Here is an 11978-nt window from a genome sequence, read left to right on the forward strand (position 1 = left end):
CATGAAGGAAAAAGCGATATTTACCTTGCCACCTAGTGGTTATAGACAACACCGCTTCCCGCCATTGGCACAACCTTCAGCAGTGGATGAGTTTACCGCTGAACTCAGTTGGGATGATGCTCCGACACAAATCGACGTGCAGGAACGCCTTGAAGAAGGCTTTCAACAAGGGCTAGAGCGTGGTCATCGAGAAGGCTTAAACCAAGGAATTGAGCAAGGTAAGCAACAGGGTTTATTGGAAGGTCAAAAAGAGGGCTTTCAAAAAGGTTTTGTTTCGGGTGAACAGTCGGGCAAGCAAGCGTTCCTTGATGCCGTTAAACCTGTTAATGATATCTATGTGTCACTGTCTCGCTGGCAGGAAGAAAAAGAACAGCAACAACGCCATATCATCTGTGAGTTGGTGCAAAAAGTGGCGCAGCAAGTCATTCGTGCTGAGTTGACGCTGATGCCTCAGCAAATTCTGGCATTAGTCGATGAGACACTGGAGGCCATGCCGGGTAAAACCGAAAAGGTCACCGTACACCTAAACCCACAAGACCTAGAGCGTATTACCCAGATTAACCCCGAGCTAGCTGACGGTTGGAAGTTAGTTGCCAAACCAGAACTGCCCGTTGGTGGCTGTCATTTGGTGACAGAAGATGCTGAAGCTGACGCCAGTTGCGACTCTCGATTGGAGTCGTGTATGGATGCAGTGAAAGAGCACTTATTGGATGAAGTGACACCTATTGATTTAGCGAGTAACGATGACTAGTGCTTCCTCCCCTCTACTTCATGACCGCCTAAACGATGCGATTGCGTCGCTTAACCTAGTACCTGTTGCGCGAGTCACAGGTCGATTAGTAAAGGTGAACGGTTTAATGCTGCAAGCGGTTGGGTGTCGATTTAAGCTTGAGCAACGTTGTCTGGTTGAGACAGATGAAGGCGATATGATTGAAGCGCAAGTGGTGGGTTTTGACCATAATATTGCCTACCTCATGCCTGTTCGTCAGTTGGGGGGATTATTTGCCGGTGCCAAAGTCATACCGCTTGATGGTGATAGCTCGGTTAATTTGGGCAGTCATTGGTTAGGGCGTGTGGTGAATGGACTTGGTGAAGCATTGGATGATGGTGCAGTGCTAAAAGGAGGCGATCGTGTCTCTTTAGAGCCGAAACCAATAAACCCATTAAAACGCCGCCCCGTTGATACGCCACTGGATGTTGGTGTTCGTGCGATCAACGGTTTACTCACTGTCGGCAAGGGTCAGCGCATTGGTTTAATGGCAGGCAGCGGTGTGGGTAAAAGTGTGTTGATGGGGATGATTACTCAAAACACCGAAGCTGATGTCATTGTGGTTGGCTTGATTGGTGAGCGTGGCCGTGAGGTGCGTGAGTTTATCGAACGTAATTTGACGCCAGAAGCGCGTAAGAAAGCCATTATTATTGCGGCTCCTGCGGATGAGTCACCATTAATGCGCTTACGGGCCACTTTACTTTGTCATCGAGTTGCCGAATATTTTCGGGATAAAGGCAACGATGTGTTGTTGCTGATGGATTCTTTAACTCGCTATGCCATGGCGCAGCGCGAAATTGCCTTAGCATTAGGTGAACCTCCGGCATCAAGAGGATATCCACCTTCGGTATTCAGTGTTTTGCCTCAGCTGTTGGAGCGTGCCGGTAACAGTGAGCATCCCGATGGCAGTTTGACTGCCATTTACACGGTTTTAGCAGAAGGGGATGACCAACAAGATCCTGTGGTGGATTCTGCCCGCGCAATTCTAGATGGGCATGTGGTACTCTCTCGCTCATTGGCGGAGCAAGGACACTATCCGGCGATTGATATTAATGCGTCGATCAGCCGTTGTATGTCAGGATGTACTCCTGAAGCGCACAGTACGCTAGCCAATCAATTTCGTCAGCTTTATTCCAACTATTTGCAAGTGAAAGAGCTGCTTCCTTTAGGCGGTTATCAGCCAGGCCAAGACCCTGAACTCGACCAATCGTTGGCGATGCACCCTCAACTCAAAAACTATCTATTGCAAGCGGCCAATGAGGCGGTGGATTTTCAGACATCGTTAACGGAGCTGGCGCAGCTATTTCAAAACCCTAATTAAGCAGGAAGCCAAACGCTAACCAAAAACTATGGACAGTAAAATTCGTGCAGTCGGTAAAATAACCCAAGTAGAGGAATTACGACGTGATCAGATTGGTGCGCGTTTGGAATCTATGCGCCACCAAAATGAGCATTTGGCTAAGCAGCTACTGGCATTGTCTGAACTGAAAACATTAAATCACAGTGGCTCAAATCAAACCAATAGCATGGGGTTGATGAACCTTAACCTTGTCGACCAAATGCTGCAAAAAATGCTGAATCATCAAAAGCATGAGCAAGCAGTGATGGAAGCACAGTGTCAGTCGGTTCAGAAACAGCTGCAACAAAAAGCGGCCAGAGTACATGGACTAGAGCAAGTGCTGGATCGTTGGAGTAAAAAACAAAACTACGAAAAAGCAAAGCGTGAACAGAAGCTTATCGAAGATATTATCAACTCACGTATCAAGCGGCGTGCCTTGTAAATATCTGGACATTTATCCAGTATAAATTACCATTAGCTATAGAACCTAGGCTGATGGCACGTATACAATGCAATGGATAATTGATAACCAAACCCTCCTACTTTCAATCACTTCTATTTCAACTTGTCTCGGATTTTCCGCCGCTGCAATTCTGCACTTTAAGTCACGTCAGATGGAGCAGATGTTTGAGCAAAAAGCGCAGTTAGAAAAGACCGCTTTAGAGCAAGAAATTGAACGCTTACGCCACGACCTTCAAGACGCAAAGCAAGAGCTTGACGAACTGGATGACGAACGAGATAAATCGGCGTTTGAGCTTAAGCAAGCGCATGGCAAAGTTATGGCCGCAATGGAAAAGTTGCGATACTTTGAAGCGGTGAAGCAAGAACGTCAGCAGTATGCGACTGACCTTGAATATGTGAAGCAGCAGCGGGCTCAGTCTGAAGCCGAGCTGCGTGAACAGTTAGCGACCTATCAGCAACAACAGCGCTCTGACCAAGAAAAGCTTGAGCTTCTACAGCAATCTGAATTGCGCTTAAAAGAGCAGTTTGAGCGTCTAGCTAACCAAGTGTTTGAAGCCAAAACGGCTAAGGTTGACGCACAAAACCGACAAAGTTTAGAGGGCATCCTGTCGCCACTCAAAGAGCAGTTGGAAGGGTTTAAAAAGCAAGTTAATGATAGTTTCAGCCAGGAAGCCAAAGAACGCCATACCTTGGTTCATGAACTAAAGAACCTACAACGTCTTAACGATCAAATGACCAAAGAGGCGATGAACCTCACCCAAGCGCTAAAAGGTGATAATAAACAGCAAGGCAACTGGGGTGAGGTGGTTCTGGCGCGCGTGCTGGCTGAATCAGGACTGCGTGAAGGTCACGAGTATCAAACCCAAGTCAGCCTGCAAAATGAAGCGGGTAAACGATATCAGCCGGATGTGATTGTTCATCTTCCCCAAGAGAAGCAAGTGGTTATCGACTCGAAAATGGTGCTGGTGGCTTATGAGCGCTACTTTAATGCTGAGACAGACGCCGAACGCGATCGTGCATTGAGTGATCATCTGATTGCGCTACGTAATCATATTCGGGGATTGTCGCAAAAAGATTACCATCAACTAAAAGGTATCCGTTCGCTTGATTACGTCTTGATGTTTATCCCGGTAGAGCCTGCATTCCAAGTGGCGATTCAAGCCGATCCGAGTTTGGTGAAAGAGGCGATGGAGAGCAACATCATTTTGGTCAGTCCAACCACCTTGCTGGTGGCGCTGCGCACTATTGATAACCTTTGGCGCAACGACCGCCAGAATCAGAATGCACAGGTGATTGCTGACAAGGCGAGCAAGCTTTACGACAAGTTGCGTTTGTTTGTTGATGATATGGAAGGGCTGGGCGGCGCACTCGATAAAGCGAACCAAAGTTATCAAGGTGCAATGAACAAATTGGCCACCGGAAGGGGCAATGCGATCCGTCAAGCGGAGAGTTTTAAGCAACTTGGTGTGGAAGTGAAACGCTCCATTTCTCCTTCTCTGACAGAAATTGCACAAAATGATGCGTTGGTGGAAAGACAACCAGACATGGATAAAGTAAACTGACCGTCTGCGGCGTAGGTGATGTTGCGCCGCCTAAGAGGAAGAATAATGACGGATAGTAACGTGCAATCAAATCAGTTTAATCAACAAGACGAAACCACACACTTTGGTTTCACAACAGTCGCGAAAGAAGAAAAAGTGACAAAAGTTGCTGAGGTATTTCACTCGGTAGCAGCAAAATACGACATCATGAACGATTTGATGTCTGGTGGTGTTCACCGCTTATGGAAGCGCTTTACTATTGATTGCAGTGGTGCGAGACCGGGTCAACGTATCCTTGACCTTGGTGGTGGTACTGGTGACCTGACGGCTAAGTTTTCTCGTATCGTTGGTGACAAAGGTCATGTGATTCTCGCTGACATCAACAACTCCATGTTGAATGTGGGTCGCGACAAATTGCGTGATACTGGTATTGTCGGTAACGTTCATTATGTTCAGGCTAACGCTGAAGAGCTGCCATTCCCAGATAATTACTTTGACTGTATTACTATCAGTTTCTGTCTACGTAACGTGACCGATAAAGACAAGGCGCTGCGTTCTATGTATCGCGTACTGAAGCCGGGTGGTCGCTTACTGGTACTTGAGTTTTCAAAACCTATCCTTGAGCCTCTCTCTAAAGTTTACGATGCGTATTCTTTCCATCTGTTGCCGAAAATGGGTGAACTGGTGGCGAACGATGCAGAAAGTTATCGTTATCTTGCTGAATCTATTCGAATGCATCCAGATCAAGAGACTCTGGAAGGCATGATGAAAGACGCTGGCTTTGAGCAGACCAAATACTTCAACCTAACGGGTGGTATTGTTGCGCTGCACCGTGGATACAAATTCTAAGGACTGAGCTATGCCCTTTGACCCATTAGTCACCGCGGTGGTGGAAACCACGCTCAATACCTTAATCAAAGATGACGATGCGTTGGTTAAGCGCGTTGCACGTCTTAAAGGTCAGATTATTCAAGTTCATTTGCGTGAGTTTAATAAGTCACTCACTTTTGTGTTTAGTCATCAGTTGGATGTTCTTTCCAATTATGAGGGTGAGCCGGACTGTTATTTATCTTTAAACCTTTCGGTACTTCCTGAACTAAAAGAGCAGGCGAATATCACCAAGCTTATCAAACAGGATAAGTTGCAATTGGAAGGCGACATTCAGCTGGCTCAGAAGTTTTCTGCTCTGCTAACCGATTGCAAACCAGATCTAGAAGAGTGGTTATCCCGTGTAACTGGTGATGTGGTGGCACATACTGCGGTCCAAGGAGCGAAAGGGCTCTTTTCTTTCTTCGCATCACAAGCTGCAAAGCACCAAGACCACTTTGGTCAAGTATTAACGGAAGAGTGGAAAATTGCTCCGCCACCGTTAGCGGTAGCAGCATTTTGTGACGACGTTGATGAAGTGCGTAGCCAAGCAGATAGATTGAGTGTGCGTTTGGAGCGTTTAATTGAAGCGACATCAAGCGATGATTCTAATGATGCATCGGCGGAGCGCGCATGACTCCAAGTGAAATCAAACGTCTTTATCGAATCATAAAGGTTCAGCTTGAGTACGGCTTAGATGAGTTGATGCCCACGCATCAGCTCACCAAAGCACCGTTGCTAGCGCGCAAATCTTTGTTCTGGATGAAGAATAAACATCCAGACAAGCCGCTTGGTGAAAGGCTTAGGTTGGCACTGCAAGAGTTGGGTCCAGTATGGATTAAGTTTGGTCAAATGATGTCAACGCGTCGGGATCTATTCCCTCCGCATATTGCTGATCAACTTGCGCTACTTCAAGACCAAGTGTCGCCATTTGATGGACACTTAGCTAAGTCGCAAATGGAACTGGCTCTCGGTGGCCCTATTGAACAATGGTTTGATGATTTTGATATTGAGCCTTTGGCATCGGCCTCAATTGCTCAGGTTCACACTGCTAAGCTGAAAGACTCTGGGCAAGAAGTTGTCTTGAAGGTGATTCGTCCAGATATTCGCCCTGTCATTGATGCAGATCTTAAGCTGATGTATCGCATGGCTAGGATAGTGTCGAAAGCTCTACCGGACGCTCGCAGGTTAAAACCTGTTGAAGTGGTGCGCGAATACGAAAAGACCTTATTGGATGAGCTTGATTTAAGACGTGAAGCGGCCAATGCAATTCAATTGCGTCGCAACTTCGAAGGCAGTGAAGAGCTTTATGTTCCTGAGGTTATGCCGGACTTTAGTAGCGAAAGCTTAATGGTTTCTGAGCGAATCTACGGTATTCAAGTATCTGATATTCCGACACTTGAAGCGAATGGCACCAATATGAAGCTGTTAGCGGAACGTGGTGTGAGTGTATTCTTTACTCAGGTGTTTCGTGACAGCTTTTTCCATGCCGATATGCATCCAGGCAATGTGTTTGTTAGCTATGAGCACCCAGAGAATCCACTTTGGATTGGTTTAGATTGCGGCATTGTGGGCACGTTAAATAGCGAAGATAAACGTTATCTGGCGGAAAACTTCCTTGCTTTCTTTAACCGTGACTATCGTAAGGTAGCTGAGTTGCATGTCGACTCCGGTTGGGTGCCAACCGATACTAACGTTGATGAATTTGAGTTTGCTATTCGCATGGTGTGTGAGCCAATTTTCGCCAAACCTTTGTGCGAAATCTCTTTCGGCCATGTGTTACTGAATCTATTTAATACCGCGCGCCGGTTCAATATGGAAGTACAGCCCCAGCTTGTCTTACTGCAAAAGACTTTGCTTTATGTTGAGGGGTTAGGCAGACAGCTCTATCCGCAGCTAGACTTATGGGAGACGGCGAAACCATTTTTAGAAAAATGGATGGCGAACCAAGTAGGGCCGCAAGCTGTTATAAACGGAATTAAAGAACGCGCTCCGTTTTGGGCAGAAAAGTTACCGGAACTACCAGAGTTGCTGTACGATAGCCTTAAACAAGGTAAGGCTATGAATCAACGCATGGACATGCTGTATCAAGGATACCGTGAAACAAAACGGCAACAAGGTACAGGTAAATTTTTGTTTGGCGTTGGTGCAACTTTAATCGTATGCTCTGCCATATTACTGGGAGGGCCATATCAGCAGTTATCTGCATTGTCAGGCGCTGTTGGTATCACATTTTGGCTGTTAAGTTGGCGTACTTACAGACGTTAAGCGATAAACTCGTATTAATTTTTTATTTGTTAATCAAGACCCGAGGTAGAAAGAATGGGTGGTATTAGTATTTGGCAACTTCTTATTATTGCCGTGATCGTTGTTTTGCTATTTGGTACTAAGAAATTACGCGGTATCGGTGGCGATCTTGGTGGTGCGGTAAAAGGCTTTAAGAAAGCCATGAGTGAAGATGACAACACAACGGCGAAATCAGACACGAAAGACGCTGATTTTGAGCCAAAGAACATCGAGCAAAAGCAAACAGCAGACGCATCGACAGAAGCGAAGAAAGATAAAGAGCAGGCATAATTCGTGTTTGATATCGGTTTTTGGGAACTGGTACTCATTTCAGTAGTTGGTCTAGTCGTTCTAGGACCAGAACGTCTGCCAACTGCAATCCGAAGTGTTTCTCGTTTTATCAGCTCTGCGAAGGCTATGGCAAATAATGTCAAAGATGAGCTTTCACACGAACTCAAGGTGCAAGAGCTTCAAGAGAACCTGAAAAAAGCTGAGAAAATGGGCATGGAAGACCTCTCTCCTGAACTGAAAAGTTCGGTGGAGGAACTGAAACAGGCCGCGCAAGAGGTGACTCGTCCTTATGCGAGTGACAAACCAAAAGCGTCGACATCGGAAGCCAGTGCAGAAGCACCTGCTGCTGAAGTGGCAAAGCCTGTTGAGAATGAGTCTCCAGAAAAAAATCTTAATAAGGGCTGAGCTTCAGCCCTTATCGTTTTCATTCCGAAAGTGCCAATGAGATAAACCTTCTCTTAGCACTTTTATTTTATTCGAGGTTTTCATGTCTAGCGTCGAACAGACACAGCCTTTGATTAGTCACCTGCTTGAGCTAAGAAATCGACTACTGCGAGCGATTGCGGCTGTGTTAGTGGTTTTTCTGGCTTTGGTTTATTTCTCCGGCGATATATACGATTTCGTTTCTAAGCCTTTGGTAGAACGACTACCTGAAGGTGCAACGATGATAGCAACTGACGTTGCTTCGCCATTTTTTACGCCACTGAAATTGACGCTCATTGCGTCCATCTTTATTGCGGTTCCTTTCATCCTTTATCAAGTCTGGGCGTTTGTTGCCCCCGGTTTGTATAAGCATGAAAGACGGCTGGTGATGCCATTGATGTTCTCAAGCTCGCTGTTGTTTTACTGTGGCGTGGCATTTGCGTACTTTGTCGTATTCCCACTAGTGTTTGGCTTCTTTACTGCCATTTCCTTAGGTGGGGTGGAATTTGCGACGGACATTTCGAGCTATCTTGACTTTGTACTTGCACTCTTCTTGGCGTTTGGTATCGCGTTTGAAGTGCCTGTCGCGATTATCTTATTGTGTTGGACAGGTGCGACGTCGGTAGAGAGTCTCAAACAGAAGCGACCATACATTGTTGTTGGTGCGTTTGTTGTCGGTATGATGCTGACGCCACCAGATATGATTTCTCAAACCTTGCTCGCCATACCTATGTGTTTGCTGTTTGAAGTCGGGTTGTTCTTTGCAAGATTTTATACTCGCAAAGATGACGAGGAAGAGTCTGAAGCAGAAGACGCATAACCATTCAAAAACAATAAAAAATAGCGGCTACTTTGGCCGCTATTTTTTATTTCACCGTGACGATATGTCCACACCTTGAGCATACGTAGATCTCTTTTATGCCCCTAAGCTTTTGCCATAGCGTACGTTTTTGTCGTTGTAGTAAATTTCCATGTTTACACATAAGCGACCTCCCCAGGTTCTTGGTATTAGGGAATATGCCTTTTTTATTATCAAATCATTGGCATATAGTACGGTCACGTATTCTACTCCTTGATATGCAACTACACCATATCAAAATTGGAGGAATATCACAGTTTGATATGAATAAACAAAAACTTACAATCTAAATAGTGATTTAGCATTTTGTGTAGTGATGTCCAAGATCTGCTGTTCGCTCATAGTTCGAACGTCTGCGATACGCTTTAAGACTAACTCAGTGTAAGCTGGTTCATTTCGTTTACCACGATGTGGGACGGGCGCTAGGTAAGGACAATCTGTCTCAAGAATCACCCAGTCTAAGTCTAATTCTGGAATCACTTTGTCCATACCGGAGTTTTTGAACGTTGATACGCCGCCAAGACCGAGATGAAAGCCGAGGTCATTTATGGCTTTGGCTTCATCCAAGTTACCGCCAAAACAATGGAATACGCCAGAAAGGTTGCCATCTTGCTCACCTTTTAGCAGAGCTAGGGTTTCTTCAATTGAATCTCGGGTATGAACAACAACTGGCAAGTCGAGCTCTTTCGCCCAGTTTAGCTGGGTAATAAAAGCGCGTTCTTGTTCCGCTTTATAGGTCTTGTCCCAATATAGATCTATGCCTATTTCACCAACGGCGATAAAGTTGTGCTTATCAAACCAAGAGTAAATGGTTTTTAAGGTCTGCTCGACGTCGCCATCCACGTAGCAAGGGTGAAGTCCCATCATTGAGCGACACACCTCTGGGTAGGCGGCTTCGGTGGCCAGCATGGGCTCAATAGACTCTAAATCAATGTTGGGTAACAGGATATGTTCGATGCCTGCAGCGCGAGCTCGTTGTACGACCTCGTCGCGATCGTTATCAAATTCTGTAGCGTAGATGTGAGCGTGTGTATCTATCATAGTCGCGTCATTGTAGTTTCACTGATCAAATAATAGGTTGAGTATATCGTTTCTGATTTAGCATTTTCCAATTTTACTACTAGCATGATGAAACAAGAGTGATATGCTTGGTTTTCGCATTTGTCCAGACAAGGAGAGAAAGGTGTCTGTATCGATTCAAGGTCAATTCCCAGCACGACGTATGCGCCGTATGCGCAAGCATGATTTCAGCCGACGTTTGATGGCGGAGAATAAAGTGTCGGTGGATGATTTGATCTATCCAATGTTTATTCTTATGGGGAAAAACCGCAGAGAGACGGTAGATTCTATGCCGGGTATTGAGCGTCTATCTATAGACTTGATGCTGGAAGAAGCGGAATATTTGGCTCAGCTTGGCGTTCCTGCCATTGCTCTTTTCCCAGTCGTCACTCAAGACGCGAAAAGTCTTTGTGCAGCTGAAGCACACAACCCAGAAGGTTTGGTGCAACGTGCAGTGCGCCTACTAAAACAGAATGTACCCCAAATGGGTGTGATTACCGATGTGGCGCTCGACCCGTTTACCACGCATGGTCAAGATGGCATCATCGATGAAGACGGCTACGTGCAAAATGATGAGACGACAGAAGTGCTAGTCAAACAGGCGCTATCTCATGCAGAGGCTGGTGCGGACGTAGTTGCTCCGTCTGACATGATGGATGGACGTATTGGTCGAATTCGTGAAGCGCTTGAAGAAGCTGGCTATATTCACACGCAAATCATGGCTTACTCTGCAAAATACGCGTCAAATTACTATGGTCCATTCCGAGATGCGGTTGGTTCTGCATCGAACTTGAAGGGCGGTAATAAGAAAAACTACCAAATGGATCCAGCTAACAGTGATGAAGCCTTGCATGAAGTAGCAATGGACATCAATGAAGGCGCAGATATGGTGATGGTGAAGCCAGGTATGCCTTATTTGGATGTAGTGCGTCGCGTACGAAGTGAGCTACAAGTGCCGACTTTTGCTTATCAAGTGTCTGGTGAATATGCGATGCACAAAGCTGCGATTCAAAATGGCTGGTTGAAAGAGCGTGAGACAGTCTTAGAGTCTTTGCTTTGCTTCAAGCGTGCTGGCGCAGATGGTATTCTTACTTACTTTGCTAAAGATGTCGCGGAGTGGTTAGCTGAAGAAAATGGTCAAGCAAAGACCTTCTTGAAATAGTTAGCTTAGATTAGCGATATTCTTGAGTGTGAAAAGCCGGTTGTATAAACCGGCTTTTTTAGTTTTGCCGATAACAGTTAGGAGTGAATGATATGTTGGTTCGTGAAGGAACGCTTGAAGAGGTGGTGAGTATCGTTGAACTTATCGAGGAATTTGCTCACAAAGAAACTATCGAAAGCCTGCAAGCACGCTTGAATGGCCACAAGCACCTGATATTAGTGGCAGAAAAAGCAGGAGTTTTGCTGGGCTTTAAAATTGGCTATCAGATTGATGAGGTTAATTTTTACAGCTGGTTCGGCGGAGTCTCTCCTGTGGCAAGACAACAGGGTGTTGCTCAAGTTCTGATGGAGCACCAAGAATGCTGGGCGAAGCAACAAGGTTACCAACACATTACGGTTAAATCGCGTAATCAGTTTCCATCCATGTTAAGGCTGCTGATAAAAAATGGATACTTTATCTATGACTGTGAGCCGAAGCCGTTAGTGATTGAAACCAGAATTAACTTTATTAAGTATCTGTAAAATATAAACAAATGGAAGATGGCTGATGGTGATAAAAATTTAATGAGAAAAATTCTCAATTAGTTGTTGACGATTTAAATGAGAATGATTACTATTAACTAGTACTAAGGAAAAAGGTTCTGATTACTTCAGTCGCACTAGTGACCAGATTTCAATCAAGCTTGGTTCTTTTTGACACGACATTGCTCACATTGCTTCCAGTGTATTTATAGCTTTTTGGTCGGTTAGATGTACTCAGATAATGAGATAACCTCCTCCTATTTTTGCTAGGCGACATCCTTGATGTCGCTTTTTTTCTGCCTAGTGATTGAGCATTATTTGAGCGGTTATAAATAGAACATAATTCTGCAACGATTGCTTTCTGTAAAAGAAGGTTTTCCACATGGCTTGATCCTGAAA

Annotated in this window: 13 protein-coding genes; 12 read left to right on the forward strand and 1 reads right to left on the reverse strand. The window is 45.3% G+C overall.

All coding sequences use genetic code 11. The features are described from left to right. Window position 1: 1 nt before the first annotated feature. The 10 genes from fliH (at window position 2) to tatC (ending at window position 8798) form a co-directional block, all read left to right on the forward strand. Window positions 2–751: a flagellar assembly protein FliH gene (gene fliH / locus VME0621_RS24255; protein WP_006072177.1), complete on the forward strand. Its 750-nt coding sequence runs from the start codon at window positions 2–4 to the stop codon at window positions 749–751. Then, window positions 744–2090 (forward strand): flagellar protein export ATPase FliI, encoded by a 1347-nt coding sequence (gene fliI, locus VME0621_RS24260; RefSeq protein ID WP_062462585.1) that lies wholly within the window; start codon window positions 744–746, stop codon window positions 2088–2090. Before fliH ends, fliI begins: the two co-directional genes overlap by 8 nt. A 28-nt stretch (window positions 2091–2118) precedes the next feature. Then, on the forward strand, window positions 2119–2550 hold the full coding sequence (gene fliJ / locus VME0621_RS24265; protein ID WP_062462583.1) for a flagellar export protein FliJ: 432 nt from the start codon (window positions 2119–2121) through the stop codon (window positions 2548–2550). A gap of 172 nt (window positions 2551–2722) precedes the next feature. Then, window positions 2723–4132: a DNA recombination protein RmuC gene (gene rmuC, locus VME0621_RS24270; RefSeq protein WP_006072182.1), complete on the forward strand. Its 1410-nt coding sequence runs from the start codon at window positions 2723–2725 to the stop codon at window positions 4130–4132. A 45-nt stretch (window positions 4133–4177) separates the two neighbouring features. After that, the gene (gene ubiE, locus VME0621_RS24275) at window positions 4178–4960 is read left to right on the forward strand and encodes a bifunctional demethylmenaquinone methyltransferase/2-methoxy-6-polyprenyl-1,4-benzoquinol methylase UbiE (protein WP_062462580.1); all 783 of its coding nucleotides are present in this window, start codon (window positions 4178–4180) and stop codon (window positions 4958–4960) included. A gap of 10 nt (window positions 4961–4970) precedes the next feature. After that, on the forward strand, window positions 4971–5615 hold the full coding sequence (locus tag VME0621_RS24280) for a ubiquinone biosynthesis accessory factor UbiJ (protein WP_006072185.1): 645 nt from the start codon (window positions 4971–4973) through the stop codon (window positions 5613–5615). Continuing rightward, complete coding sequence (gene ubiB, locus VME0621_RS24285; RefSeq protein WP_062462577.1) at window positions 5612–7246, forward strand: ubiquinone biosynthesis regulatory protein kinase UbiB; 1635 nt, start codon at window positions 5612–5614, stop codon at window positions 7244–7246. Before VME0621_RS24280 ends, ubiB begins: the two co-directional genes overlap by 4 nt. A 54-nt stretch (window positions 7247–7300) precedes the next feature. Continuing rightward, window positions 7301–7555: a Sec-independent protein translocase subunit TatA gene (gene tatA, locus VME0621_RS24290; RefSeq protein WP_006072188.1), complete on the forward strand. Its 255-nt coding sequence runs from the start codon at window positions 7301–7303 to the stop codon at window positions 7553–7555. Window positions 7556–7558: 3 nt separating this feature from the next. Beyond that, window positions 7559–7960 carry a Sec-independent protein translocase protein TatB gene (tatB, locus tag VME0621_RS24295; protein ID WP_062462574.1) on the forward strand — a complete coding sequence of 134 codons (402 nt, stop codon included), beginning with the start codon at window positions 7559–7561 and terminating at the stop codon, window positions 7958–7960. A gap of 82 nt (window positions 7961–8042) precedes the next feature. Continuing rightward, on the forward strand, window positions 8043–8798 hold the full coding sequence (tatC, locus tag VME0621_RS24300; protein WP_038228730.1) for a twin-arginine translocase subunit TatC: 756 nt from the start codon (window positions 8043–8045) through the stop codon (window positions 8796–8798). 318 nt (window positions 8799–9116) lie between these two features. Here tatC and VME0621_RS24305 read toward each other — a convergent pair whose 3' ends face one another. After that, window positions 9117–9878, reverse strand: coding sequence for a TatD family hydrolase (locus tag VME0621_RS24305; protein ID WP_062463746.1), 762 nt, complete (start codon window positions 9876–9878; stop codon window positions 9117–9119). A gap of 142 nt (window positions 9879–10020) precedes the next feature. Here VME0621_RS24305 and hemB point away from each other — a divergent pair, with 142 nt between their 5' ends. Continuing rightward, a complete protein-coding gene (hemB, locus tag VME0621_RS24310; protein ID WP_006072195.1) occupies window positions 10021–11058 on the forward strand; it encodes a porphobilinogen synthase in 1038 nt (345 codons plus the stop codon). 92 nt (window positions 11059–11150) lie between these two features. After that, window positions 11151–11579 carry a GNAT family N-acetyltransferase gene (locus VME0621_RS24315; protein WP_062463744.1) on the forward strand — a complete coding sequence of 143 codons (429 nt, stop codon included), beginning with the start codon at window positions 11151–11153 and terminating at the stop codon, window positions 11577–11579. The last annotated feature ends 399 nt before the right edge of the window (window positions 11580–11978 follow it).

The organism is Vibrio mediterranei (assembly GCF_900088415.1).
GTDB classification, from domain to species: domain Bacteria; phylum Pseudomonadota; class Gammaproteobacteria; order Enterobacterales; family Vibrionaceae; genus Vibrio; species Vibrio mediterranei.

Bases quoted from the DNA above. Each gene is read 5' to 3' on its own strand.
- fliH (WP_006072177.1), top strand. From the start codon at position 2: ATGAAGGAAAAAGCGATATTTACCTTGCCACCTAGTGGTTATAGACAA.
- fliI (WP_062462585.1), top strand. From the start codon at position 744: ATGACTAGTGCTTCCTCCCCTCTACTTCATGACCGCCTAAACGATGCG.
- fliJ (WP_062462583.1), top strand. From the start codon at position 2,119: ATGGACAGTAAAATTCGTGCAGTCGGTAAAATAACCCAAGTAGAGGAA.
- rmuC (WP_006072182.1), top strand. From the start codon at position 2,723: ATGGAGCAGATGTTTGAGCAAAAAGCGCAGTTAGAAAAGACCGCTTTA.
- ubiE (WP_062462580.1), top strand. From the start codon at position 4,178: ATGACGGATAGTAACGTGCAATCAAATCAGTTTAATCAACAAGACGAA.
- VME0621_RS24280 (WP_006072185.1), top strand. From the start codon at position 4,971: ATGCCCTTTGACCCATTAGTCACCGCGGTGGTGGAAACCACGCTCAAT.
- ubiB (WP_062462577.1), top strand. From the start codon at position 5,612: ATGACTCCAAGTGAAATCAAACGTCTTTATCGAATCATAAAGGTTCAG.
- tatA (WP_006072188.1), top strand. From the start codon at position 7,301: ATGGGTGGTATTAGTATTTGGCAACTTCTTATTATTGCCGTGATCGTT.
- tatC (WP_038228730.1), top strand. From the start codon at position 8,043: ATGTCTAGCGTCGAACAGACACAGCCTTTGATTAGTCACCTGCTTGAG.
- VME0621_RS24305 (WP_062463746.1), bottom strand. From the start codon at position 9,878: ATGATAGATACACACGCTCACATCTACGCTACAGAATTTGATAACGAT.
- VME0621_RS24315 (WP_062463744.1), top strand. From the start codon at position 11,151: ATGTTGGTTCGTGAAGGAACGCTTGAAGAGGTGGTGAGTATCGTTGAA.